This is a genomic window from Acetobacter sacchari (genome assembly GCF_017377715.1).
GTDB classification, from domain to species: Bacteria; Pseudomonadota; Alphaproteobacteria; order Acetobacterales; family Acetobacteraceae; genus Acetobacter; species Acetobacter sacchari.
This window is the reverse complement of the sequence record NZ_JAFVMF010000010.1, coordinates 1-25,854: the sequence shown is the minus strand read 5'-3', so window position 1 is coordinate 25,854 and position 25,854 is coordinate 1. Positions and strand designations below refer to the sequence as shown.

Here is a 25,854-nt window from a genome sequence, read left to right as displayed (position 1 = left end):
TGTCGCCCCCTCAGCCTGGCGCCATTGTGGGACCGCTGGACGGCGCGGCCCGGAACATGCGGGAAACAGCCTCGATCGCCTTCTGGACAAGTTCCCTGGCCTTCTCGCTCATGTTCTCCAGCATCGAGGAACCCGGCCTGTCGCCCGGCACGCTGGCGGCCTCATGACCAATCCGGGCGTCGATCTGCGCGAAGCGCTGCTCCACGCGGGTCGACGTCCCCAGCGTTTCACCAAGCTTATATGCGGCTTCCCGTCCTTTTCCGTACGCCTGAACCTTTGCCGCGGCGTCTTCAAGCCCGGCCACGAACGACTGGCTATTCTGTTTTTCCGTCTCAAACTGGCTGTGCAGGGCGGCGTATTTCCCACCCGGCTTCATTTCGGACAGAACACCGGATACGCCGCCGGGGTCGTTCGCCGCAGCGTCCCTGATCGCTGACAGAATGCTGGATCCCGGCCCCTGACGAAGGGCCTGCATGGCCTCTACGGCTTCCGACCCCATGCGAGCGGTCTGGTCCATCTCACGCTCCGAACGCGCTTCGGCGTGATTTTTGCTCCTCTCCATCGCCCTCTCCATCCAGCCGGGGGTAACGGATGACGGCTGAGCCTCGATCTTCGAGGCGAGCGCGCCCGCAAGCCTGGAAAATCCTCCGATCACCGCTGCGCCCATGGCGACCTTCTGAACCGTCTGCGCCTCTGTTTCCTTGTGAGGGTCGGCTCCGGTTACGTTTTCGTTCGATTGCCTGCCCGGCTCCGGCGGCGGCTTCTGCGGCTGTCCAGGAGCGGTAGCTTCAGGACCTGACGGCTTGCCTTTCGGCGGCGCGTCCGATCCGGGCTGGCCTGCCGCATTCTCTCCCGCTGGCCCCCCGCCCGGCGAAGCGTGAACCCGCGCTTCTTCATGAGGAGGCCTGCCCTGTGAGGGAGGGGCTGCACGCGCTTCATTCTCCGGATGCGGGTTGGCGAGCCGGTTCAGCTGCTGGATCGAAAACTGGACGTCCGGATGCTCCAGATCCGCCTCGCCCGCCGTGATTTCACCGACCAGGCCGCGAATGCGGTTCACCAGTCGCTGGTCAGTCAGAGAGGGCGTGCGGGAAAGCAGGTCCTGCACGTCCGGCGAGGGAATATGCGGGGCCGAGGTCGCGCGCGCCGTCATTTCGGCGGCCAGAGGGTGCGTCTCCGGAAGCACCTGGCCAGCGGCCCGGGTGAAGTCCTGAACGGCGTAGGCGACCTGCGTGCGAAGATACGCATCATCCGACGGAGCGCGGACCGCCTCTTCTTTCAGTCGTTCGTATCGCTGGACGACGTCCGGCGCGCGCTCACGCACGACCTCCTTCGCCCGATCCAGGTAGTCCAGAACGTTCTTTAACTCGGTGCTTTGGGTCATCGTTTCGGACATGAGAGGGCTCGTTTCACGGGTTGATTGTGGGGGACGGCATCTTGTTCGAGGCGTGCTGTGTGCGGGCCTCTTCGTTCTGGGCGACACGCGTTGCGCTCATGGACGCCTGGAACAGGCCAAGCCGGTAATGCTGGAGGGCGAGATAGTTCGCCTGTGCGAGTTCGGTCGCCACTTCGCGCATGACGCTCGCAGGCGGCATGGCCTGAAGCGAGGCGTTCCACTTCACGCTGGAGACCCGACGATTGACCTCAAGGCTCATCGCCTGAAGCCAGGACGACTTGTCGAGCGGCTGAAGGCCCTCAGCCTGCATTTCGGCCTTCTGGTCAGCGTTCAGCGCCACTGACGGCGTTTCGAGCGACGTGATGAAGGCCATCACGAAGCGGGCCAGAGACATGCGGGCGTTGTAGGCGCGCCGTTGCAGCATCTGCTCGCGGCCCATGGTGCTGGTCGCCTGTTCGCCGCGAATTGCGGCCGGGGCGGCAGGCTGGATCAGCGTCGTCGAAAAGTCGTTCGCAGCGTCTACGGCCCCGTCAGCGGACAGCGTGTCGGTCATGAACATGGTGCTGGCGCGCTGATCCGCGTTCGGAAGGCGGGAAACGGCGCTGCAAAGCCCCGCGTCGACGTCCTCCTGAGAGCAGTAGCGACGCAGATGGAAGTTGGTGTTGGCGTCGACGCCCTGCGCACGTCCGTAATAAGAGGGCGTGCCTTTTGCGGCCTCGCCGCGCGGTTCGGCTACTGTGGCGATGGCGCCCAGCGCCGTTCTCGCCGCCTTGGCCGCAGCGATCGTGGTCTGCTGCGTATCGAGCCCGGCGCAGAATTCCGGATTCATCATATGCTCGTCGCGGATCCCGGCTTCCTGCTGGCGACGCATGAAGCCCGCCATAGCGGTATCCTGAGCGTCAGCGATGCGCCCCTGCGCGGCGACCTGCCCTTTGGCGTAATTGGCTTCCTGGGTGGCTGCATCACGGATCATGGACGACACGGAATTCGGATTGGTCATGTCGTTGAGGCTGTTGGTGATGTTCTGGCCGACCTTATCCATTTCCCTGCCCATGAAACTTTGAAGGGCGTGGATGGCAAAAACGACAGCGGCCTCGCCGAAGGCGTAGGCGCGTTGCGGCTGGACGCTGAGGGTCAACACGCAGACCCCCGTTGCGAAGACTGTCGTCCGTAAGAGGCTGGATCGCATCAGAACACTCCATCAATGAGCGAACTGGCGCTGTATCCCGATGGAAGCGTCGGGCTCCCGTCGACATACAGGCCGCTTGTGGTGGTGGTTCCGACGCCGCCCTGCGCCAGAGGGGGACCTCCCCCGCCAAAGTTCAGGGAGGGACACATCGTCCCGCTTCCGACGTTGCCGAACCCGAGGCCGAGGTTCACGCCCGAGACGCTCAGGCTGCACTGGGTGCTTCCCATTGAATTGCCCCATGCGCTCTCGGCGGCCTGGCAGATCTGGTTGCCGAGCTGGTTTTCCAGGCTTGTCAGAAGAGAGGTCGGATCGAGGCCGCTGGAGATGACGTTCAGGCCCTGTCCGTGCAGGAACCCGTCGAGGCAGGAGAGCGCTCCGACGCTGTCAGGTTGCTTTTCGTAGGCGTCGTTGGCCTGAACGCGCTGGTTTACGGCGTCGGCCGCCGCCTGGGTCAGAACCCCGCAGCCAGAGCTGCTCTGTTCGGTCTGCTGAGCCAGCGCAGGCGCGGCCATAAGGGTCAGCCACGCCGCAATGGGGAGGCAGGTTGGGACGAATTTCATGCCGGAGCCCTCGCCGGGAGCAAGTTGGCGAGGATCTGCAGGCGCTCGGGGGCCAGAAGCCGGGAGATCGTTTCCACTCGTCCCCGGCCAAAAACCCCACGCCCGAAGACCGATTCAGCCGGGAGAAGCCCGGCTGCGCTGCCGTGTTCGCCGGTCAGTTCATCGAGGGCCTTGCGGACGTCATCCCAGTATTCCGGGGGGATGGCGTCGAGGGTCGACGCCCAGAACTGGCGGAGTTCCGGGTCGGACAGACGTTGAAGGACGTAATCGCGCCCGTGCTGGGTGATATCCTGCGCAAGGTTTTCAATCGCGATCAGGACGTCGCCGTGCCTGGGTCGCGGTTGGCCAGCTTGCGGTGACGAACCTGTTTTCATGCTTTGCCTCCATGGTGAGGCCAGCGTCAGGGCTCATGATGAGACGAAACAGGTTTTTTTGAGAGAATGGTGACTTCGTTGTGGCCGACATCGATCCGGTAACCGGCTTGAGCGACCGTCGCCGCCAGAACGCGGTTCCATGTTTCCCCGCCAGCCCAGTCTACCGGGGTTTGGGTGTCAACGCCGTCTGCGAAGGAAACCCTCACGCCCCTCGGCACGATCTGGCGAACGGCGAAGCCAAGGGGCACACTGTGGCCATAGCCCGCTGCAAGGCGGAAATGGTTTTGTGGCTTCGAGACGGGGGCCTGGTCCGGCCCTGCGTCGGCTTTGTCTACGGGAGCAGACGGCGAGGCGGCAGGCTGGATTTGCGGCTGTCGGGGCGCAGGTCCGCCCTGCACGAGCTGGAATGACACGTTCTGATACGATGCAGGTGCTGGATAACCCGGTGCGGTTAGGCCAGATGCAAGGATGATGGCGGGAATGATCATCGGTTTCTCCTTCGAAACCAGATCAGACCCATATCATGCGACCAAAAACCGTATTATGTCAGTCCAGTTAGATACCAAAGAACGGAACAACCGACGCTGAGACGGAAGAAAGGACGTTCACCTTGACCCACAAGCGCCTGAACAGGGCGCTCTGTCCCCGATCTTATGGCGATCGGGGCGCCTGCCGAGAGAGTATATGAGATGGCAAAGAAACCGAAAGAGACGCAGGCCAACGCTAAATTGTTTAAAAACGGAGCACTATATAAAGAGATAAGTCGGGAGTTGCATGAATATAGAAAAAGCATAGACCTTTCAGTTCAGCGACTATCACTCATATCCGGCGTTAATATGAGCACAGTCAAGTATTTCGAGATAAGTAAAGAGAATGGAAAAGGATTCTCTGTCGGGACACTATCTGGCATTATTAAAGCCATGCAACTCGATCCGATGGAGGTTTTACCTCCACATGGGGGTGCGTTGGATGATTTCCAACCTCTCCTGACGAAAGACAAGACAGAAGAGTTGATGCGAACAACAGAGCGCCTACAAGAGTTCAAACCCCAGATGCTCGATCTGATTCGTCTTCTCTCTGACGTCGCCAGAACGGTGAAGCCAAATATAGACGGGGCAGTGGCTGTTTTCACGGCTGAAGAAAGCTACAAAATCACCTCACCGAATGCTTTGGAGAGCCTCATTACACTAGGCAGACGCACTCGTAGTTTAAGAATTCTGAAAGGGTGGTCCAGATCAGAACTTGCCACAAAATCTGGTGTACCTCTTGGGTCAGTGTTTGTTATTGAAGCTGGGATGCAAAATCCATCGCTTCAGACAATGTATCAGCTTGCCGAAGCCCTTCGCGTTTCTCCGGGCTTTTTTATAAGGTATGACGATGATGCCGAACGGCTGCAGGTCGACCTTGAACAGCGGGCAGCAGCAATGATTGCCGCAGATCAGATCAGTCAGGTCAGCGATCTCCTTGCAACTTTAGAGTATATCTATCGAACCTCTGGTCGTATTGGTCGATTTGAAAACCCTCCCCAAGGGTGAGAGTTCAAGATCTCCTAAAGCTCGCAAACCTCTGCAAACGTGCGAAATAAAGCCAAACATCACAAAAGCGTGATGTTTGGCTTTATTGATTCGAGCACCACAAATTTCGATGACGTCTTTACCCAGGATAAAGCGAAAATCTCGATACAAAGATAAAATCCTTTAATAACAACATTTTAATCTTGGGCCAGACTATTCTATTCAACATTGCGTAGCAATTCAGGCCAGCGCCAAACCATCACCATCGACAATTTATAAGGGAATCAAAGGATTTAGGGGGGTTATTTCAGATATTAAGGTTGGCATATGTATATGGTGTTTATATTGACCATGATGGTGTTTGTACGTTTATGTTCCGACGCCATTAATTTTTCGTCGGGATACCGCCATGTCCGAACGCGCCCTCATCATTCGCAACGACCGCTACTGGATCGAGCAAAGCGTCTCGACCGACATGATCAGGCGGGTCTGCCGGCTGACGCGAGACTTCGCGGTAACGGCTGAATTGCTGGGAATTACGATCCGCGAGGCTGAAGCCGCGTGTGAGGGCTGGGCGAAGAAACCGGCGATGGACGGCTACAAGGTTCCTGACCGGAAAAAGGCGTGGCGTCGCCGTGATCTGATCATACTGGGGCAGATGTGGAACCGTGGAGCGCAGGCTGACGAAATCGCAAAAACGCTGAAGCGCTCACGGTCCAGCGTTTCAGGCAAGCGCCGCTCTCTGGGTCTGCCAGCCCGCATTCAGGTGAGTCGAGAGCAGGCCATGGCGCATCATTGTGCGTTACGCAAAAGCGCCCTTGAGAGCGCTCCCGACCAAATCCTGACCTGGGCGCAGGCGAGCGTCCTCACCCAGCAAGAGCGCAGAGGCCGTACATGGGCGGTCAGAGCCTGCCGTTATCAGGTCACGGTGAGCAGCAGTCCGAATTCGGACAAGATCCGTTGGAATGAAGCGGCCAACATCGAGTGCGCGCATCGCTATTTCGCCCTGCAAAACCACCACATCATCGCAGATGATTTTCTGCTGACATCCAATTCCGTGCGTTCGCACGCAAGTCTCGAGGAATGCATTCCGGATTCCCGCCGCAAGCGGCTTGCGTATTTCGTGGCCGAAGACGCGCTGGATTATATCCGCACGCGCAACATCTTCCGCCGCCCGTGCAACATCCTGGACGACGCCAGTTTCTGGACTAACAGCTCACTGCGTCGCATCAGCCGTCGCGCGCGTAATTCCCGCAAACTGCGTGGAATTGTCGATACGTATGATCTGGCGGCATAAAAAAACGTTCGTGAACTGAAAAAACTGGCATTCGGTCGCATCTGAACTCGTCACCCTGTCCTCAATGACATCAGAAAGGACAGTCCCATGACGGGCCGAAGAGTTTCCATCGCCGGTGTCTTCCTCGGGAGGACGCCATGAAATTGCAGAACACGGCCACGCTCCGGCGTCTCAGCGACCCGGATTTTCAAGGTCTTGTCGTCGAACGCTCGCTCTGGGTGAACATCGCTCTGGCGATCCTGTTGGCGATATTCGCGATTCATGACGTATTCGTCTGGGTGCATCCGCCGAGGCCGCAGTTTTTCTTTGTGGACGGACAGAACCCGCCCCGCCCTGCCGTGCCGCTCGACAGTCCGATCCTTGGACAGGATCAGCTGTTGTCATGGGCTGTTCGATGGGGAATTGCGCCATATAACATCAATTATCGGGACTACCCGTCTCTGCTAAATGTAGCGGGCGCTCATTACACGATCGACGGCTGGAACAGTTTCGCACGGTCCTTCATCAAGCAGGGCAATCTCGACAAGCTGAAACAGGCAAAATTGCTGTGTTTCGCTCAGCCGACGCGCGCCGCAACGGTCCGTGACCAGAAGGTCGTAAACGGCCGCGCCCAGTATGTCGTGCAGTTTCCCTTCATCCAGACATGCGAAAACGTCAATCAGCAAAACACCCAGACGCTCATGGCGACCCTGGTCATCGACCGGGTTGACGACATGGACCATCCCGATGGTCTCGCCATCAGCCAGCTGGTTGTTGGCCCGGCACGGAATTAAAATCATGAAAGCAATACTCAGCGCCCTTTTTCTTCCGCTTGCCCTTCTGGCCTTCAGCGCAAACGCCCAGACCGCAGCTCCGGCTGCGCCCCCGCAAGGCGGCGCGCCCGATCTGGATCGCGTGGCGCGTGATCAGGCTGAACAGGAGGCAATTCCCCTTACCCCGGACGAAATCATGCGACTTGGCCGCCGACTGAAAGAAGTCGACCGCGCCCAGGAAGCCGTTCAGACGGAAATGGCGACGCCCAACGTGCGGCCCGCCGTTCAGGTGTCTTTCCAGCCCGGTCAACAGACCAGCATCATTTTCACGTCCAAGGGATATCCAACGGCGTTGTCCTTTGTGGACAGCACGGGCCAGCCGTGGCCGATAGCATGGAACCTTGGCAGCATGACCTCCAACGCGTCGGGCGGTACGAACTGCGGCGCGTCGGCTTCTGGCGGGCAAGGCAACGCGGGGTCTCCCGCCGTTCAGACCTCAGGTTTTTATGTGTGCGTTCCCTATCAGGGGAGCAACACGATCAACATCCAACCTGTCTCCCTGCAACCGCGTGGCGGGCTTCTGGTCACGTTGAAGGACGCGCCAAAGCCAATTTCCTTTCTGCTGATCGCAGGACGTGGATCCTACGACGACAACCTGACCATCAGGGTCGCGGGCGAGGGACCGAATGCGAAAGTCCGCGTGGATACGCGTCCAGGCGCGCCAGGGACAGGCGAGCCCTACCTCAACGCCATGCTCAGCGGCATAGCGCCTGCCGCCGCGACCCCGATGTCGGTTGAAGGCGTGTCGCCCGATGAGGTGCGCGCATGGAAGATCGGGAACGAGATGTATCTCAGAACACGCCTCGTTCTGATGACGCCCGCGTGGGACAGCTCGGAGCATGGAGAAGGCGGTTATATGATCTACGCATTTCATGAGACGCCTTATGTCCTGCTCTCGGATTCAGGACGCACGGTGTCCGCTAGCATCAGGGAGGCGCAGTGATGGCTTTAAAATTCAACCAGATCCTGAGCCGCACAGGCGAGGGTGGAAATCGTCGTCTCTTCGCCATCATCGGGGTCGCTGCGTTTCTCGTGCTCGCTGTAATCGGGGTCAGCTCGATACGCCATCGGGAGATGCCGCAATCCAATGCCGGGGTGACTCAAGGCGTCAACCCGCTCCCTGGTGGACTGAATGCTGATCCAAAACAGGAGGCGTTGCGCGAACAGGATATTCGCGAGGCGGCTACTAATGCCGGAAAATCCGGACAATCCTATACGCCGGATATCGCACCTGGGCAGTCGGCCACCCCTCCCCGCGCCGAAATAGAAGAGGTGGGACAGGCTGACGATCCGACTATGGCCAAGCGCTTGCCAAAAACGGCCGAAGTCGCGCCGGTTCCATCGACCCCGCCGGTCCAGACGTCTCCGGCCTATGCGGTTGCGCCTGTCGACAACCAGTCAGGCAACGGCCGCCCACGGAGCAAGTTGTATTCCGACGCCATCACGCAGCTGCGTCGGGGGATGGAAGGGCATGCTCCGATAACGTCGATCATGTACAAACAGGAGGTTGCGACCGACGACAACGGAGATTCCGGCGTTCGGAAGGACAGCAAGGCCGCGTCTGTCGCGCCGGACACCACGTCTCAGGCGGCCACGAGTTCGGCCACAACGCAGCAGACCGTCCTTATCCCGGCCGGGCGCGGCGTTTACGCTCACACGGTGACCGCCACAAACAGCGATCTGAATGGACAGGTCATTCTCGAGGCGGATACGGGACCAATCGCCGGGGACAGGATGATCGCACAGGTTTCACGGGCGGGCGGACATATGAACCGGCTGGTGCTCTCCGTGCGGTCGGTGATGCACAAGGGACAGACATTGTCGGTAACCGGCATGGTCGTTGCTCCGAAAACCATGGAGGCAGCTGTCGCCTCGAGCGTTGACCAGCTCTACGTCCAGCGATTCATCCTTCCGGGCGCTGCCGCTTTCGTGCAGGGCCTTGGTCAGGCGCTGGAGACGACGTCAAATACGGTCGGGTCGATCGGCGGCCTTGGAAATGTGAATTACGTAGAACGGCTCAACTTTCCCCAGCAATTGGGTGTCGCGGCAGGTCAGGCGGCAAGCCAGGTGAACAGCGCCATGATGCAACAGATGCCGACGCAGGCCCGAATCAATCTGGCGGCGAATGGCAGTGTCGGGGTCATGTTTACGGAGAATGTCGAAACTCGCCATTGAACGGCGTTTTTTTCATTTCCGTCGCATGACGACCAGCGATCCTGCCCTCAGTCTCATCAGAAAGGGCAGGATCGCCTCATGTCAGCAGAACCACGCTCCAGCTATCAAAATTTCCCGGAGACAGGCGCGGCGACTATCCGCCGCCTCCATCCCGGGAGCACCGCTCCGTCGCCAGAGGAAGCCGAAGGCAATGAGTCCGGGCAGGACGACGGCATCGAAACCGAGGCCGCATCACAGGCGCCTCCAGCCGCGCGTTCACGCACAGGGCTTGCGGACAAGAAGGTCCTCCTTGCAGGCGGCGCGGCCTGCGCCCTCGTCGTCGCGCTTGGGGTATGGTCGCTGCGGCCCGCATCCCGTCCTGTTCAGCCCGTGGGACAGGAAGTCGGCATCGTCGCGTCGCCCCTAACCCCCGCCGCCCAACCGCATCCTCGGCCTGCGACCCAACCCGCTCCGGTCGTAGTTCGTCCCTCCAGCTCCGCAGCCTCTCCGTCGCCCGTGAAGCCACCAGTGGCCCTTCAGGCTCAGCCGGGGAATGATCTCGATGCGATGCTGGCGGCCGGTCCTCATGGGAAAGCCGCAGATCATGCCAACCCGCCCTCAACACCAGCCACCAGCCCAACCGAAGCCGTGGAAACCCCGGAGAAACCTGCGCCGACGTCTTCGGCTCCTGCGATAACCCCACAGAACGCCGCAGACGCTGCGAGCCATCTGGTCGCCGCACCCCTCGCCCCAAAAGATCAGGTCGACGTCCTCCAGCTCGTGACGATGGAGGCCTCTCTCGTGCAGCAATCACGCAGCGAAATCGCAGCGCTCCGCACGGAATTGCAGCGCGACCATGAGGCGGCGACGCAACATGACGCGGATATCCTGCGCAGGCTCGCCATGCTCGAAGCGAAGAAAGCCGTCGCGGACGCCGCGGACGTGCAGACCAGCGCCCGCGAGGATGCGGCGGATCAGGCCAAACGCGCCCTTGCAGCCGCCATGGCGCGTCCGTCAACCGACCCAGCCTCTTCTTCCGCGAGCCCGACGCCATCCACTGCGCAACCAGCTACGACCCAACCTGCCCCGGCGCCCGTGCGAAACTGGGTTCCTCATTACCGCATCGTGTCCGCCTCGCCTCTTCTGGGGATGGTTCAGGATGACAACGCGCCCGCCGGCGAGCCCAGCCAGCTCGAAGTCGAGCCGGGGACCAACCTGAGGGGGTATGGCGTCGTCAAATCCATTTCTCAGTCGGGCACGAACTGGGTGATCCGGACGGATCACGGTCTGATCAACTGAGGAGCGCGCCGTGGAAGGCCTGGTCAATTTCCTCAATGATCTCGCGGTTGGCGGGTCGTGGTTTCTTCCCACGGCCTGCTACATCGCGGCCTCTTATTGCTTCATCACCGGCGCATGGGGAATCTGGCAGCAACGTCAGCCTCAAAATCCCTATGTCGACAGACCCTGGGTTCCTTACGCGTCGATCGTCCTCGCGGGGGTGTTCGCCGCATTCGACCGGATCCTGACCAAGTCCGCCCACTCCGCCAATCTCGATGTGCAGGTCAGCCTGAATTCGGCGTCGCCCACTGGCTACACGGGCGGCGTCTCGCCGATTTCCGGCACAGGCCCGCACGACGCCATCATCGAGGTGGTCAAGGATTTCGCCATGTTTTTCGAGACGTTTGGGGCGTGGGTGGCTTTTTTCGCTGTCCTTTCCTGGCAGGGAGCCATGACGGGCAAGAACAACCGAAGCCGTCTTGGCTGCATCTGTCAGTTCACCCTGGGCGTCATCCTCCTGAATCCGGTGAAGGAGGCCAACTGGCTGCTCAGCTACTGGCCAAACTGAATCTCAAAATAAGTCTGTTTCGTCTCATCATGAACAGGCTCCCTCAACTGTGGGGCTGATCCCCGTTTGTCATGACAACAGGAGTACTATCTATGAAATCGCTTTTGGAAGCGCACACACGCCGGATCCCCGGAATCGCGCGGTTTGCAAAACAGGCTGGTTTTCTCGCCGTGGTCTGCGCCGCTATGGCGGGTAATCATGCGCTTGCCCAGACCACGGGCGGCAATGGCAGCGGCATCGGCGCCCAGGTCCAGAGCATGTCCCAAGAGGGTCTGACCGCTTTCGGCTATGCCGTCGCCGCCGTTTGCTACTGCGCGGCTTTTGCCCTGTTCGTGATGGGAGGGTGGGCTTTCTGGAAAAGCCGGAACGAACGGCAGAGCAGCCCCGGTCTTATTGGCATGGGCTTCGCTGGCTTTGTTCTGGCCGGTATCTTTGCCACCGCTCCCGGCTGGATCAACAAGTCGGCCAATACTGCTTCGGGTGGACAGGCGACTGTGGGCACCCAGGCGCAGGCCTATCAGTTCACCGGCGGGAACTGAGGCGGGCATAAAATGGCGCAGCCCACATTCCGTCTTTCTGTGCGTCCCTCTTCGGGGCGCGCGGTCGCTCAGGCGGATTTGGGGAATGCTCCCTGCGCCTGTTGTGGACTGCCTCTCGTCCCAACAGGCGAACACTGGGCGGACGCGGCTGACATTCTCGTCTGCCGCGTCTGTTCTCTTCTCCAATCTCTCGATCGACCGACGATCGACCGCGAGGCGATCCTGATCTGGTGCCCGGAACTCGACCAGGGGCAGATATTCGCGCTGGCGGCCCACGCCCATCTCGCGCTGTTCAGATCAGGCGGGCGGAAGGCCGATGTCTGGCGCCAGCTCGTGGCCACGCTGGCCGCGGGGCAGGAGCCCGGACTGCTGACGCCGCAGGCTGTCGCAGCCGTTCAGGCGTACCGCACCCTGTTCATGCGCTCCGACGAAGCTTTTCGTCGCCTCCAGTCGACAGCGCCAGGCCATGTCGCGACCGCGCTGCTGATGGCGGACGTCGGCCGCAAGGATGTCGCCGAGGGCGTTGAATTCCTTTTGTCGAATTTGAAGCTGTTGCCGCTGGGCCGGCTCTATGACGGCGCTGACGACATCTATCCTGACATCCTCATGGCGCGTGAGCGCGTCCTTTCCCATTCATCCTGACAGGTGCACATCATGGCTGGTTATCTCTCCTCCATACTCGCGGGCGTCAGCCTCGCTCTCCGTCAGCCTCTGCAGGCGTTCTGTGACGTCGAGACCACGCATGGCGATCGTCTGGTCACCAAACGCGGTGAGTATGTCTCTGTTCTTCGCGTGAGCGGTTTGCGCAGGATGTGCACCCGCCAGGAGATCGAGGCCATCGCCGAGCAGCAGCGCATCGAGCTTCAGGGCCTCCTCGAAGAAAAGGGGCACGCGATCGTAGGCTGGTATATCTCGGATCCAGACACCGCCGGTCCCGAGATCGATCGCATGTGCCTCAGCTCATGCCGAGGCATCGCCAGGCGCATTGGCCTCGATATGGACGATCTGCTCGGAGAACGGCGTCGCCGCTGGCCGGATGTCATGCGTTCGGAATCCGCCTATTACGTCCTGTGGACGCGCAAGGGGGTTCTCACCCGCGAAGAGCGCAAGCAGTCCGCCGCAGAACAGGCGGAGATCGCAAAGGCGTTTCCGCGCGTCGGATACAGTCAGCGTTTCGCCCTGCGTAGTGAAATCATGGCGGCCCGTCATGACGCTTTCGTCCAAAGAGTAGAAGGCGCGTTGAAGGGTCTCGATATCTCCTGCACGATCCTCGATCCCCATGAAGCGCTAAGCGTGACCCGTGAGGTGATCTATCGTGAAACGACGGCGACGAACTGGAAGCCATGCCTGATCGGCGATCGGATCATGCCGCGCCTCCCCGATGATCCTGACGCCCCAGGGCCGACGCCCGAGGGAGAACTTTGGCCGGCAATCCGCGATCAGATGTATAACGCCGACGCTCACACCGTGGGCGGACAGCTCGTCACCGTAGGCGATTACAGCTACGCGCCCGTCGATATGGTGATTGGTCCGGAAGATCCGCGCCCCTTCTCCGAGCTCTCAGCCGTATTGGGAAAAAAGCGCGTGCCATGGCGCAGCGCCATGATTCTTGAAAGCGGGGGCGGCGCGGCGTTCGCCTTCAAACAGATCGGCGCCGGATTTCTGGCGATGTTGCCAGGAAACGGCGACATCCGCCGCGCTTTCGCGTCCATAAAGGACGCCCGCGAGCACCACAATCACAACTCGGTCCGGTTGCGCATGACGGCGACGACATGGGCGCCGGTCGGGCAGGAGCCGAAACTGCGTCGGCAGGCCTCGGCCCTGTCGCAGGCGATCGAGGGCTGGGGCAACTGCAAGACGACACGCGTAAGCGGCGATCCGCTGGAAGCCGCCATGGGATCGATCCCCACATTGGCGCTGGGCAGCACGGCCAATCCGTCTCTTGCGCTGGTGGGCGACGCGTTCGCCAAGATGCCATGGGCGCGAAGCGCCTCCCCGTGGCGACAGGGCAGCATTCTTTTCCGCAGGCCCGACGGCTCAATCTGGCCCTTCGATCCAACGGGCGGCGGCCTGCGTGAGGCGGTGGCCGATATCATCGTGGCTCCGATGGGGGGCGGCAAGACCGTTCTGAGCAACACGATCAATCTCGGCCTTGTTCTGAGTTCCGCCGCCCTGTCCGGGACGGGCGCGAAACTGCCCTTCATAGGCAAGCTCGATATCGGCCCGGGCGGGAAAGGTTTTGTGGATCTCCTGCAATCGGCCCTTGGCCCGGAGCGCGCGCACGAGGCTGCTTTTCTTAAGCTTCAGAAAAGTCATGGCTATGAAATCAACGTGTTCGATCTCCAGCTTGGTCTGCAATATCCGTTGCCGCTGGAGCGGGTCTTTCTGGAGAACTTTATTTCCCTTCTCGCAACGCCTCTGGGTAAGCCTCCCTTCGAGGGGATGGATCACCTGGTCCAGGACGTGATCGACGAAGCTTACAGGCTCTGCACGGATGTTTCAGGCGGCGAACCCAAGCTCTACCGTCCGGGAACCGAGCTTCTTGTTGACGCGGCCATTGAAAAACATGGTCTTGCGCTGCCGCACCATGGCGGCGACGACGACCCGACCTGGTGGCGGGACGTGGTCGAGGCCCTGCTCGATGTCGGGGATTATCGCGCAGCAGGCATTGCCCAGCGTCACGCAGTGCCGATCCTGCAGGACCTCCTGCGCGCGGCCAGAACGCCAGAAATCTCCAAGCGATACGAGAAAATCAAGATCGAGACCGGGGAGAGCCTGATCGACGTCTTCGACCGCTATATCATGAACGTCATCAAGAACTTCCCCACACTCGCCGCCCCTACCCAGCTCGACGTGGGCGACGCCCGTGTGATCATGATCGATCTGTCCGAGGTGGCGCCAAAGGGATCGGTCGCGGCAGACCGTCAGACCGCGCTGATGTATATGCTGGGCCGTCAGCTCATCGCCCGAAACTTCTTCCTGCATCCGGATTACGCGGACGAACCGGTCATGCCTGCCAAGATGCGCGCCTACCACCTGGCGCGGTTCACCGAGATGGTCGAAACCGTCAAACGCATCGATTTCGATGAATGGCACAGGGCGCAGTCCGCGCCGCAGGTCGACGCACAGGCGGTCCGCGACGTCCGTGAGGGACGCAAACATAACGTGCAGATGGGATTCATATCCCAGCGTCCGCGGGATTTCAGCGACGATCTCCTGGGACTGAGCACAGGACGCTGGGTGCTCAAAACCGGCGACACCAGCGATGCTGATGAACTCATCTCGCGCTGGGAACTGACGCCTGCGAGCGCTTACGTCGTGAGGAACTCCCTCCCCGGCCCGGGTCGCGGCGGCGCGCCTTTCTTTCTTCAGCTTCGCGCCGCTGAAGGCCAATACGAGGTGCAGCTCGTCAATGTTCTTGGGCCTATAGAATTGTGGGGCTTCAGCTCCACGCCAGGCGACACCGCGCTGCGCTCGCGTCTGGTGGCGGCGACAGGGTCTCGCACCGCCTTGCGGTATCTGGCTTCGGTGTTTCCTGGAGGCTCCGCCATGGGAGAGATCACCCGACGCAAGGAAGCCCGTGTGCAGGAAACCGGTCTTTCCAGCGAGGACGCCGAGATGGGGGTGATCGACGAACTCGCCCGCGAGATTCTCGACGCCCGAGGCATAGCCGCAGGGGTCCATGACCGGGTGCGCTCGATGGAGATGGCCGAGGATATGGCGATCGCCGCTGAGTAACAAACACTGGGCCGTCGTGCAGCCTTTGAGGCGGGATATGGGATCAAGACGAAAGATGGTTCGGAAATACCTTTTTCCTCCACTTGTCCTTTCCGGCGTTTGGGCTGCTCTTTACATGCCCTGCATGGCCTTGTCTCTGTACTTCACGCAACATCTTTCCGCAGCAGAGAGTAAAATAGGGTGTCCTGACTGCGGGAGAGTGTACGTGCTGGCAGAAGCTCTGTTCGCAGCGCTGTTCTTTTCCATGTCTGCCCCGACCTCCATAGTTGTTCATTTGCTCTTAGTGAAAATGCTGGGCCGTGGCATTGGATCTTTGGTTCTGACGGGAGGGATAGCCGCGATCATTACCAGCTACCAAATAACTGTTAGCTATAGAATCAGTAACAACGAACCACTCACGCTTTCGTGGACCTTAATGTTTTATAAAGGTCCTATTTTGATTGCCTTCTTTGTCGGTATCTTGGCTGGATCAATCGTTTATCTATTTAGAAAGGATACTTCCCAATGAGCAACACACTGCCTGCCGACTTCATAACGAAGTTAAAGACCGACTATAATTCAGGAAACGGCAGCATATACCAATGCTATCAGGACGTTTATTCCTATATATCATCGAACCAGAATACACTTGGACTGGATGCGGGCACGCTGTTTTGGTACCAACAGGCCGTCCAGATAAACGACCCTGACAATAGCAGTTTCTCTCTCTCACGCGATTTCATACGGTCGGAAACAGCCTATGGGGAAAGGCTTGATGGCAAGACACCAGATGATAATGGACAAGCCGTTTCCGACGATATCGGACGTCACGTCATCGGAAGTATTATCGATTCAGCCAGCATACTTTCTCTCCCGCAGCTTCTTGGTCAGGACATATCGGTCGCGATCTCGGATTTTGGGCTGACCATCGGCGGGTGGGGCGGTTCTTTTTACTACTGGACCAGCGCTCCGCAGTACTCCAATGGGACGACAGGCTCGACACCTGGCGATCAGATATCGGCAGCTCTAGTCTCGGGAACAGATTTTGATAAAGGCGGCCAGTTCGACAAATTCCTCGCAGCGAACGCTGCGGCTGCGAATGATACCCGCCCTGTTGATTTTTCGCATGGTGTGACAGGCTTTCTTGCTGACCTGAAAAATATCGGGCAAACGGCTTACAACGCCTCGGCTCCCCTATCCGTCAAGGAAGACCTCTTCTCCCGCATGTACGATATTGCGTCAGGGGCGCCAATCGTGGGATCGCCAGATGTCATCGACGGCAACATCTATGATGAAGGAACGGGGAAATGGTCGTCCGTCACGACCTCCACAACTGAATTAGGCGCAAACCTCATCGCCAATGCCCCAACATTATCGGCAGGTGACCTCTCCGCTGAAAGGCAATACAGAACCGCCCACAGTACCATATTTGGAGGGAGCAACGCCCCGCAAAGCGACACCTCAGACGGCGGTCTGCAGCTTGGGTATTCTGTTGGCGCCCATGTCAATGACGATGAGTCATACAGTTTCATTACCTACCAGCAGGCAAGCGTAACAGATGGTTTGGGCGCTATACTAAGTAATAATATCTACAATCCGTCTGGTGGTATAGTCGAAAGCATCAGTGGCGCCACTGGGCCGAATCAATATGGGAGTTATACAAGCGGCGGTGATGTCTGGTCTGCCGATGGAAGCAATATAGTGGCGTCCGAGCTTCTGTCAGCAACCACGCCAGATACTAATCAAACTCCAGAATTAGTGGCGTTCACACCTGTTTCTGGCGACTGGTCCAGGGATCAAATGAATTTTTTAGGGGGAAGCAACACCATTTCTTCAATAACTCTCGACAAGACGGACGGGACTTCCCTTATTCTTTATCTGCCCAATGAAGGCTCGCAGGCATGGTCTGCATCGTTCTACAGCTCCGCCGGGTCGGTTGACAAAACCATCTCCTATGGCGCTGCTTACGACCCTCAGACCCAGCAAGAGACCATGGGCACCACTACCTATGAAAACGGATCAAGCTCAACCGTTCTGGGCGTTTCTGATGTGAATCCGATATCTTTTCTACCAGCCGATGCGCCGGGTTCATTTCAGGCCGCCGCCAACCTTTGGTCGAACGACATCGCGGCGGCTATGAATGGAACGTCATCTACGACCGTAGCGTCCGCAGTGGCTTCTTCCGCTTCTCTTGGACAGACCATGGTTGCTGCGCTAACGACGCACGTTTCGAATGCCAACCTTCTAACCTGACCTTTCAGGATGAATGGGCGGAAAACTCCCATTCATTCCAGGCCCCCGAAGGGCGGCGCCGCTTCGCACAGCCAAGTTTCGGCTTCGTTCCCAACCACTCCAAATCGCACGAGTAAGTCGAGCGAAGAGATCGTCGATAATTCAACGATCAGGCATTTTTTTGAATCTCGTCGCATCATGAGGGTTCAGGCTTCTCCCAACAGCGGAGAAGACCATGAAACCCATTCCCATCCTTCTTGCGATCGTCTCGGCGGGCCTCTCGGCGTGCTCCGCCCATGTCGATCCCGCCCCCATCGAGACCGCGGGCATGCCCAGCCCGGAACTCGCCCTCCAGCGCTCGGTGGCGAGCACAACTTCCGATCTCAGAGAACTCGGGACCATGCGGGCGTCACCGCCCGCAAACGTCCTCGCGCAGAACAAAACGCCTGACGATATCAACCGACAGATCTGGTTCGTCTGGAAAGGCCCCCTGAACGCCGGCGTGCGCAAACTCGGCAAGGAGATCGGCTACACCGTCACGGTCTTCGGCAGGAGCCACGACGTTCCGGTCCAGACCAACGGGGTCAATTCCGTTCTGGACATCCTGCGCTCGCTTGGCGATCAGGCTGGCGACGCCGCCGCCGTCCAGGTCGACACGCTCCATCATCAGATTGCGGTGGTCTACCATGCGTAAGACGATCAACCCGGCCCTTCTGGCCTGCACGATCCTCGCGGGCCTCGCTCTCACGCACCCGGCGCGATCCGCCGACACTGGTCCGGACGGGCGCATCATCCCCTACCGCAACAGTCCGCTCCCGCCCGCCCCGAACGGTACGCTCGTGCCGATGCCCCAGCCGCCACAGCCCGCGGCTGACGACATACAACAGGCGGAGCCAGAGCTGGCCAACCCGGTCAACAAGCCGATCACGGGGGCGCAGGAACTCGACAAGATTGTCGGGGGCGATCGTCCGCTCTCGCTTGAAGCGCTGCAGAACGCCCGCCCCAATGACGAAGCGTCTGACGGGTTAAAGCCCGGCCGGAAAGAAGCGCTTGAGGAGGCGGCGCATATTTACGGTGCGCAGGGCGGGCTGGCCGCCCGCAGCTTCGCTATCAACGAGATGCTGCGTCGCTACGAAGACACGCTCGACTCCACCTATGATTTTCGATCTCTGGTGTTGCCGATCGGCGGTGGACAGACTCTTCTGCAACCCCCCATCGTGACCGAGGCCCAGATGGCTTTCGCCCTGAACGGCACAGGCCAGGTGGCGCACGAAACCGAATGCGTGTTCGAAATCACACGCGAGGCGCAACTGACGTCGGCGCCGCCCAACTGGCGGACCTATCTCGTCCGGAGCTGGAACAAGCCACAGCATCCCGCGGCGGCTGCTCTGCCTACAAGCGAAAAGGAAGTCGGCTACTGGAACGACTGGGTCGCAGAAGGGTGGGCGGACGGAGAAAAGCAGGCCACCGAGATTTTCCTTTCCGACCTTGCCCGTCTGCAACGCGATATTGTCGGGATGGCGCGCTACCGAGTCCTGCTGGCCAACGGCCGCGTTGAACAGCCGCATGTTGTATTCGAGCAAAAAGCGAGCGTGGGCGGCGGCGACACCCTGCATGTCGGCGATCGGGTGATCCGCATCACCAGCCAGCCGGGGCTTCAGGGCCTTCGACGCGATCGTGGCTACGGATACAGCGCTCCGTTCTATCCGGATCGATGCCGATGAACATCATCGTCCCGCCTGCCAGAGATCGCGAGACATGGGACAATGAAGGCCGCGCGGGCTACGGCTGGGTGGCGGAACGTCGCAAGCATGCGCCTGGTCTCGATGACCTTCTGAAATGGGCATACAGGCTGGGCGCATCTCGGATCGATTTCAAGACAGGTCACCCTGTGACCATCAATGTCCACGGACAGGTCCGCTTCGCCACGCTCGGAACCACGGATGATTTCGCCATCGGCGACATTGTGGGACACATGTATGCCCAGGACGGCATGTCGATGCTGGCCATCTATCATGATCTGGACAGCGCTTACTCCGTTTCACTGAACCGGCGTGAAACGCTGCGCTTCCGGGTGAACTACACCCCGTGCGAGGTGCTGCGCGGACAGGGCGTGCATATCGTCATGCGCCCCATTCCCTTCCGCCCGCCCAGCCTGGAATCCCAGAACGTCGAACCCGAAGTGATCGCCAGCAACGACATCCGCTCGGGCATGAAACTGACGGGCGGCGCGACCGGGTCCGGGAAATCGTCACTGACGTTCGCGCTCGCGGAAGACAAGGTCATGCGTCCGGACGCGAATTTCAACATCGCGTCAGGCGAAGCCCCCGTCGAGTTCCTGATGGATTACATCCGCTCGCCGACGGGCTCCAAAATTACCCAGACGGAAATTCGCCCGCCGCACATGACGTTCGCCACCTTCGTGCGCGGCACGATGCGGCGAGAAATGAGCGAACTTATCGTTGGCGAATGCCGCGACAGCGAAACCATGGGAGCGGCCATCAACTGCGCAATGACCGGCGGCATTCTCGGGACCACCATCCACGCCGACAACGTTCCTCTCATGATGCAGCGGGCCGTCTCTCTGTGCGCGCGCGAGGAGCGCGACAACCTGGTCTCGGCTCTCGCGCAGTCCATGCGCTTCTGTCTCAACCAGCGCCTCGTGCCCCGAAAGGGCGGCGGGCGTGTCGCGATCAGGGAGTTTCTGAGATTCGACAGGGATCTGCGCTTCAAGCTGATGCGGACAGATCCTGATTCATGGCCGGAATTCATTGCAGATGTTCTGAAAACTGACGGCCAGAGCTACGAACGTTCGATCGACATGCGGCTCGATCAGGGCCTGATCACCGAGGAGACCGCCCTCATGGAAAAAAGGAGAGACGATTGATGTGGCGTGGAACAGGCCTGCCCGTAAGGGTCTTCATTCTCGACGCGCGTAGCTGCCTGCCTATCCTTCTGGCGGTGGTTGACTGGAGCTGGACCACGCTGATCATCGGTCTCGTCAGCACGGTCTTCTTCGGCGTCATCTCCTTCTTCGGGCTCACAATGCCGGCGGCGTTACGCGCGGCACGGCGCTGGCTTGTCGGCAACCGTCGGACTGCCCTGCCGACGTGGAAGCGGCGGCGCTTCTCATGAACGTCATGGCTACAGTTCCTGCCGTCCGCCTTGACGACGTTTCCACCGCCGTCCTTGCGCTCCTGAAGGAAATTGGTCGACCTGCGATCGTCCATGATCCCGCCACAGGTCTTGAAAGCCCGGTCAGCCATGAAGAGCTGGCGCGGTCCGACGGCTATCTGCCCGTTATCGTCGTCGCCGCCGAAGCCCTGTGGCTCGACCTCACGGGAACAGGGTTCGCTCTGGAAATCCGTGAGAGCGCTGATGCGACTCTTGGTTACGCGCTCAACGCCATTCGCGCCGGCTCATGGTCGGCCCTGATGCTCTGCGTCATCGACGCTTTTGAATCCCTGCCCGTCAGTGACGGCCCAATCCGGCTGGTCGACTTCGTCGACCTCTGGGGAGACGCCCGATCCCGGCTCAGGACTGTTCCTGTTCAGATCCAGGAGGAAGGATAATGCGCTTCGCTTCTGCTGCGGCCGCGATCGGCATGATCGTCGGCCTGTCACACTCCGCTCATGCGCAAATCACGTCTGAGGACGCGCTGACCCAGGGGCGCCGGGTCCAGGCCTGCCTCTCCGCCGCGGCGACCAACGCGCATGTTCCGACCGGCGTTCTTCTGGTGCTGCTCTATGTCGAGGGCGGTCGTTCGGGAACCGTCAGCGACAACAGCAACGGAACCGTGGATCTGGGACCGATGCAGGTCAATTCGACGTGGATTCCCAAGGTCGCGCAACACTGGCGCAGCACACCACAGCACGCCTACCTCGCCCTGCGCGACAACGTATGCGCAAACATCGAGGCGGGAAGCTGGATCCTTGGGCAGGCGATGACGGAGACGCACGGTGATCTCTGGCAGGCCGTGGCGTTCTACCATTCGCACACGCCACGTTTCGGTGACGACTACCTGAGGCGTTTTTACCATATCGCGACGGACATGATGGCCCGCACTCAGAAAGGGCGGCCGTCATGAGCTCCAGTCGCAGCCCCTGGGCCTCTGGCGACGACTACGCGCTATTTTCCACGCTCGCCATCATCCTCGGCGGCGCCGTCCTGTCCTATATGCTCTGGACGAATTGGCACGCGCAGATATCCTTTTGGTACATTCGTGCGCTGGTCTGGCAGATCGACGTTTTGCATCTGCACAGCCCGGCTATCCTTCAGCTCCGCCAGCAACTTGTGACCGCTTCGTGGTGGCCCGATCGCATCAGGGCCGTTCAGCTCTGGTATGGTCTCATGATTCTGGGCACGGCGCTGCGCTGGCCGGTCGCCATTGTCATAGCTGCGCTGGGGGTTACGTGCGTTCTCAGAGCCGCCCCGGGCCGGTTCGCAAAGGCGCTCGACCTTGAAGGGCTGATCGACGTTCAGGCGCGCATGTTTCCAACGCTGCGTGGTTTTGCGGACCGCAAACTGACGAAGCTCATCGCTCCGGCTGACGGCGCGCCCCGCCCGGCCGATCCAGCCCTCCACGCCGGGGAGTGGCGCGCCCGTTACGCAACTGACAGCAAGGGCGGCTTTAGCGAAGCCGGGGCGATTTCGGCTTTCTCCGCTCAGCTCGGCCGACACTGGACGGGGCTGAACAAGGCGTCTCCAGTGGAGCGCGTCCTGTTTGCGGTTTTCTCAGCCCATTATGGACAGCATCGCGCCGAGGCCATGACGATGCTGGGCAAGCTGTCAGACAGTCTCCGCTCCGCCGGTCTGGACGGGCCGGAAGGTCCGAAGGCGCCGCTGACCGTGCCCCCCGACATCGTGGCTCAAGCCGATGAACATCTGGCTTCGCCTGGCGTGTCAGGCAGGATCGAAGAGATCTGCGCGCGTAATGGCTGGACCACGACCGCGCTCATGACCCTGCTCACCGAAGCGCGCCGCAAGGCGGGCGTTCTTGCCCCGCCTGCCTTTGCCATCGTGAAGCTGATCGACCGTCCGCTGTGGTACGCGCTGCATTCTCTCGGGTTTCCACAGGAGCGCCCCGAAGAAGACGTCCATCCAAACCCGCGCGTGGAAGCCGCCGGCGCCAGAGCGCACTGGGAGGCCGAACGCAAGGCGCGCCGTCCCATCTACACGCCTGCCGTCTCCGTCGCCGTCGACACCATTCGCCCCCGCCCCACGACCCCCTGAAGGAGCCCATCATGACCACCATCACCATCGAAACTGAAGGCCAGGCCCCGATCGTCATCGCGATTGGAGCGACGCAGGCCGTCCATATCGGACAACCTGAAGCCGCCGCGTTACCAACGGACTGGTATCCTTCTCCGGACGCCCCGATCGTCGAAGCCTCAACACGTCCGCAAAGCGGCTGGAAAAAGCGCGTCAGAGACTACGCCCCTGGCCTCGCCATGGGCGTTCTCGCCGCGCTCGTGATCGTGGGGTCGCGATCAGCTCCCGTTCCGGCCGCAATCAGTCAGGATGGCGGAATTCAGGACGGGACAGTTCCACAGCAACCGCTGCTGCCCCCTCTGCCTGGTGGGCCTATCGGCTCGGCGACGTCACCTGACTGGTCAGGACAGGGCGGTCTCGGCCGACCTCGCAGTGTTAATCAGGCGATACAGGACACTCAGCGGTCGCTTTCCTCATCTGGCGCTCCGTATCCGATGAATGGAGCAGGATCATCAGCTTCGCGATCGGATCAAAATCAGGGTGGCGCTCCCACTGCTGGCGTCGCCCCGACTATCCAGGGAGCCCCTACAGTCGGAGCGCCGGAACAACCAAAGTCTGGCGCAGGCAACGCGGCGGCGCCATTCGGTCTGGAGCCCTGATTTATGGTGAAACGTCAGATTGGCGGCCCTCAGAGCCACCAGCAGATCCGGCGTGGAGCAACCTACCGTGATACACGCCCTCTCCTCGACCGCTTTGTCGAGGAGATGCGGACATCAACGTCCGGTTTCGTGCTCTTCGTCCTGGCGGGTGTTTCGTGGTTAGCGCCAGCGGTCATAGGACTGACCTTGCCTCTCGCAATTCTGGTGACCATATGGGTCGTGACACGCAGACCAGTGCTGCCATTCCACATGCCACGGTATTCTGGGCTTGCGGATGAACACGACCTGGATCCTGAGACGCGGAAGCCCAAAAAAGCTGGCGGCATCGTTTATCTCGGGACAGAGGCGAGGACCGGACAACAACTATGGCTGTCATCTGATGCAGCCCGCCAGCACGCGGCCATGCCAGGAACGACCGGCGCAGGCAAAACCACGTCTGCAATTTCACTGTTGGCCAACCCCCTTGCGCATGGCTCAGGTTTTCTCCTGATCGACGGGAAGGGAGACAACACCGTTTACGGCGACGGGTTGGCCCTGACTCGCCGGTACGGACTGGACGATCAGATCTTGAGCCTGAATCTCCTGACGGCGAGTTCGATCAGGGAATCCAATACCTTCAATCCATTTGCTACCGGCAACGCTGACGCCATACGCGAAATGCTCGTCAGCCAGCTCGGAGAGCCCGTCGCCAATGACGCTAACGGCGTCTTCCGTGATCGCGCCGTGAATCTTATCGGCACTCTCACGCCGGCGCTGGTATGGATGCGCGACAGGCATGGCGTCTCCATCAATATCGAGACGATCCGTTTCGCGACCGAACTTCGCTGGCTGGCGACGCTCGCGCGCCACCGGATATTCCTTGTGCGAAATCCCGGCCAGAACCAGCCAGTCAAAATACCGGTTCCGGACATACCTGACGATGTGCTCTACCCGTTTCAGGCCTATCTGGGCGAATTGCCTGGTTATGACATCGGCCTTGAGTGGAACCAGCAAAAGGAAAGTCGACCATCGGAACAACATGGTTTCGCGACCATGTATTTCTCGAAGATCTTCACGCAGTTCGCCGTAAGTCTTGGTCATATCTTCAAGGTGGAGAATGGCGATATCGACATGCGCGATGTGGTGCTCAATCGCCGCGTGTTGCTGGTGATCCTTCCCTCTCTCGAAAACTCTTCCGACACTCTCGCCGGGCTCGGCAAAATCATCGTCGCGTCTGTGCGCGCCGTGATGGCCCAGCTTCTTGGAGCGAGGCTTAATGGTCCGGCCGAGGAGATTTTCAAACTGAAGGCAGGATCTGGCGACGCGCCATACCAGTTCTTCTTCGACGAACTGAGCGCCTACGCCACTGACGGCATGGACCGTATGCTCGCTATGGGACGCGGGCTGAATTGCATGTTCTGGCTCGGATTCCAGGACCTGCCCGGCCTTACCACCCGGATCGGCGACAAAGCGTTCACTCTTCTCGGCAACGCAAACCTGACCCATGCGATGCGTTTGCAGGACGCCATGCGGACCCGCGAGTGGATCGAGAAACAATCAGACCGTGTGGAAGTGACGCAGGCGACCCACTATGAGGGTAATTCCGCCGGCAGCTACCGTGAGGGACGTGGCGCCGAGATCCGGGAAGTCGCGCGGATTCCATGGGCCGATCTCCAGTCCCTGATCGAGGGTGAGGCCATCACCATGTTTGCGGGCCGCGTGGTGCATTCGAAAACATTCTTTGCGAAGGTCAACGGACGTACTGGCGTCATCCGCACGGCCCAACCCGTCATGCTTTCCGCGCCGATCGTTCTGGACGGTAGCGCTCCGGACGATGAGACGCGCGCCGTGCTCGAAACCATAGAAAACGGCAGCTATCGCTCAGAACTTCATACCCCTGTCACAGAACCGGCCTTTGAGCGCCTGTGCGCTGAAATCAGGAGTATAGGGGATGATGCCGCATCTCTCGGCCGGGCGTTCCCTGTCATCTCCAGCGCACTCGTCGGGCTTTCCGTCGAACCCGTTCCGGGATCAGATAATGCCCTGATCAGCTTTCCCGCACGCCGTGAAGAGGCGGAACGAACACCTTTCACCATTATGTTGCGGGACGCCGCGTTATCTCCCAAGCCCGGCTATCGGACACCACCCTCTCCGCGTCCGCCTCTGGATGGCGTTTTGCTGGGCACGCTCGACGCGATCGAGCGCACCATCGATCCGCGACCCGGGGTTGCCCGCAAACAGGCTCTCCTGCTTCTCGGCGTCCGGGCGCGCGTTATTGGTGACGCCCGGCGCTACGAGGCCGAGCTACCCGAGCCTTCTGAACCACGGGTTCTGGCGCGGAGGATTCACGAACTATCAAGACGGCTCGTCGCGTAATC

General features: G+C 60.2%; 26 protein-coding genes. 21 read left to right on the top strand and 5 right to left on the bottom strand.

The genetic code is table 11. The features are described 5' to 3' along the window. Positions 1–10: 10 nt before the first annotated feature. From J2D73_RS20750 to J2D73_RS20745, 5 genes are read right to left on the bottom strand one after another with little or no spacing between them, the layout of a single operon-like run. The gene (locus J2D73_RS20750; protein WP_243429845.1) at positions 11–1,393 is read right to left on the bottom strand and encodes a chromosomal replication initiator protein DnaA; all 1,383 of its coding nucleotides are present in this window, start codon (positions 1,391–1,393) and stop codon (positions 11–13) included. A 13-nt stretch (positions 1,394–1,406) separates the two neighbouring features. Continuing rightward, positions 1,407–2,582 carry a hypothetical protein gene (locus tag J2D73_RS10240; RefSeq protein ID WP_207881472.1) on the bottom strand — a complete coding sequence of 392 codons (1,176 nt, stop codon included), beginning with the start codon at positions 2,580–2,582 and terminating at the stop codon, positions 1,407–1,409. Beyond that, on the bottom strand, positions 2,582–3,115 hold the full coding sequence (locus tag J2D73_RS10235; protein WP_207881610.1) for a hypothetical protein: 534 nt from the start codon (positions 3,113–3,115) through the stop codon (positions 2,582–2,584). The genes J2D73_RS10240 and J2D73_RS10235 overlap by 1 nt, the downstream gene beginning before the upstream one ends. Positions 3,116–3,138: 23 nt before the next feature. Next, positions 3,139–3,516, bottom strand: coding sequence for a hypothetical protein (locus tag J2D73_RS10230; RefSeq protein WP_207881471.1), 378 nt, complete (start codon positions 3,514–3,516; stop codon positions 3,139–3,141). 26 nt (positions 3,517–3,542) lie between these two features. Continuing rightward, the gene (locus tag J2D73_RS20745) at positions 3,543–4,004 is read right to left on the bottom strand and encodes a hypothetical protein (protein ID WP_243429844.1); all 462 of its coding nucleotides are present in this window, start codon (positions 4,002–4,004) and stop codon (positions 3,543–3,545) included. A 201-nt stretch (positions 4,005–4,205) separates the two neighbouring features. Between J2D73_RS20745 and J2D73_RS10220 the strand changes: the two genes are divergently transcribed. The 21 genes from J2D73_RS10220 (at position 4,206) to J2D73_RS10120 (ending at position 25,852) form a co-directional block, all read left to right on the top strand. After that, the gene (locus J2D73_RS10220) at positions 4,206–5,051 is read left to right on the top strand and encodes a helix-turn-helix domain-containing protein (protein ID WP_207881470.1); all 846 of its coding nucleotides are present in this window, start codon (positions 4,206–4,208) and stop codon (positions 5,049–5,051) included. A gap of 388 nt (positions 5,052–5,439) precedes the next feature. Continuing rightward, positions 5,440–6,327: a hypothetical protein gene (locus J2D73_RS10215; protein WP_207881469.1), complete on the top strand. Its 888-nt coding sequence runs from the start codon at positions 5,440–5,442 to the stop codon at positions 6,325–6,327. 137 nt (positions 6,328–6,464) lie between these two features. Next, positions 6,465–7,100: a DotI/IcmL/TraM family protein gene (locus J2D73_RS10210; protein WP_207881468.1), complete on the top strand. Its 636-nt coding sequence runs from the start codon at positions 6,465–6,467 to the stop codon at positions 7,098–7,100. Positions 7,101–7,104: 4 nt separating this feature from the next. Next, on the top strand, positions 7,105–8,082 hold the full coding sequence (locus J2D73_RS10205; RefSeq protein WP_207881467.1) for a DotH/IcmK family type IV secretion protein: 978 nt from the start codon (positions 7,105–7,107) through the stop codon (positions 8,080–8,082). Further along, the gene (locus J2D73_RS10200) at positions 8,082–9,314 is read left to right on the top strand and encodes a DotG/IcmE/VirB10 family protein (protein WP_207881466.1); all 1,233 of its coding nucleotides are present in this window, start codon (positions 8,082–8,084) and stop codon (positions 9,312–9,314) included. The genes J2D73_RS10205 and J2D73_RS10200 overlap by 1 nt, the downstream gene beginning before the upstream one ends. Before the next feature lie 78 nt (positions 9,315–9,392). Beyond that, a complete protein-coding gene (locus J2D73_RS10195; protein WP_207881465.1) occupies positions 9,393–10,592 on the top strand; it encodes a hypothetical protein in 1,200 nt (399 codons plus the stop codon). Between the two features lie 10 nt (positions 10,593–10,602). Next, positions 10,603–11,139 carry a hypothetical protein gene (locus J2D73_RS10190; RefSeq protein WP_207881464.1) on the top strand — a complete coding sequence of 179 codons (537 nt, stop codon included), beginning with the start codon at positions 10,603–10,605 and terminating at the stop codon, positions 11,137–11,139. 92 nt (positions 11,140–11,231) lie between these two features. Next, a complete protein-coding gene (locus J2D73_RS10185; protein ID WP_243429843.1) occupies positions 11,232–11,678 on the top strand; it encodes a hypothetical protein in 447 nt (148 codons plus the stop codon). A 12-nt stretch (positions 11,679–11,690) separates the two neighbouring features. Further along, the gene (locus tag J2D73_RS10180; RefSeq protein WP_207881463.1) at positions 11,691–12,320 is read left to right on the top strand and encodes a hypothetical protein; all 630 of its coding nucleotides are present in this window, start codon (positions 11,691–11,693) and stop codon (positions 12,318–12,320) included. A gap of 12 nt (positions 12,321–12,332) precedes the next feature. Continuing rightward, the gene (locus J2D73_RS10175; protein ID WP_207881462.1) at positions 12,333–15,416 is read left to right on the top strand and encodes an ATP-binding protein; all 3,084 of its coding nucleotides are present in this window, start codon (positions 12,333–12,335) and stop codon (positions 15,414–15,416) included. Positions 15,417–15,621: 205 nt separating this feature from the next. Next, positions 15,622–15,924, top strand: a complete 303-nt coding sequence (locus J2D73_RS10170) for a hypothetical protein (protein ID WP_207881461.1) — start codon at positions 15,622–15,624, stop codon at positions 15,922–15,924. Further along, entirely contained in the window at positions 15,921–17,648 is a 1,728-nt protein-coding gene (locus tag J2D73_RS10165; RefSeq protein WP_207881460.1) for a hypothetical protein, read from the top strand. The genes J2D73_RS10170 and J2D73_RS10165 overlap by 4 nt, the downstream gene beginning before the upstream one ends. Positions 17,649–17,862: 214 nt before the next feature. After that, a complete protein-coding gene (locus J2D73_RS10160; RefSeq protein WP_207881459.1) occupies positions 17,863–18,321 on the top strand; it encodes a DotD/TraH family lipoprotein in 459 nt (152 codons plus the stop codon). Next, a complete protein-coding gene (locus J2D73_RS10155) occupies positions 18,314–19,351 on the top strand; it encodes a type IV secretory system conjugative DNA transfer family protein (RefSeq protein WP_207881458.1) in 1,038 nt (345 codons plus the stop codon). The genes J2D73_RS10160 and J2D73_RS10155 overlap by 8 nt, the downstream gene beginning before the upstream one ends. Continuing rightward, the gene (locus J2D73_RS10150; RefSeq protein WP_207881457.1) at positions 19,348–20,514 is read left to right on the top strand and encodes a type IV pilus twitching motility protein PilT; all 1,167 of its coding nucleotides are present in this window, start codon (positions 19,348–19,350) and stop codon (positions 20,512–20,514) included. The genes J2D73_RS10155 and J2D73_RS10150 overlap by 4 nt, the downstream gene beginning before the upstream one ends. After that, positions 20,514–20,762 (top strand): IcmT/TraK family protein, encoded by a 249-nt coding sequence (gene icmT / locus J2D73_RS10145; RefSeq protein WP_207881456.1) that lies wholly within the window; start codon positions 20,514–20,516, stop codon positions 20,760–20,762. The genes J2D73_RS10150 and icmT overlap by 1 nt, the downstream gene beginning before the upstream one ends. Further along, positions 20,759–21,199, top strand: a complete 441-nt coding sequence (locus J2D73_RS10140; RefSeq protein WP_207881455.1) for a hypothetical protein — start codon at positions 20,759–20,761, stop codon at positions 21,197–21,199. Before icmT ends, J2D73_RS10140 begins: the two co-directional genes overlap by 4 nt. Further along, positions 21,199–21,714 carry a lytic transglycosylase domain-containing protein gene (locus tag J2D73_RS10135; RefSeq protein ID WP_243429842.1) on the top strand — a complete coding sequence of 172 codons (516 nt, stop codon included), beginning with the start codon at positions 21,199–21,201 and terminating at the stop codon, positions 21,712–21,714. Before J2D73_RS10140 ends, J2D73_RS10135 begins: the two co-directional genes overlap by 1 nt. Then, a complete protein-coding gene (locus tag J2D73_RS10130) occupies positions 21,711–22,859 on the top strand; it encodes a secretion/conjugation apparatus DotM-related subunit (RefSeq protein ID WP_207881454.1) in 1,149 nt (382 codons plus the stop codon). The genes J2D73_RS10135 and J2D73_RS10130 overlap by 4 nt, the downstream gene beginning before the upstream one ends. 11 nt (positions 22,860–22,870) lie before the next feature. Continuing rightward, the gene (locus tag J2D73_RS10125) at positions 22,871–23,497 is read left to right on the top strand and encodes a hypothetical protein (protein ID WP_207881453.1); all 627 of its coding nucleotides are present in this window, start codon (positions 22,871–22,873) and stop codon (positions 23,495–23,497) included. Between the two features lie 3 nt (positions 23,498–23,500). Next, entirely contained in the window at positions 23,501–25,852 is a 2,352-nt protein-coding gene (locus J2D73_RS10120; protein WP_207881452.1) for a type IV secretory system conjugative DNA transfer family protein, read from the top strand. The last annotated feature ends 2 nt before the right edge of the window (positions 25,853–25,854 follow it).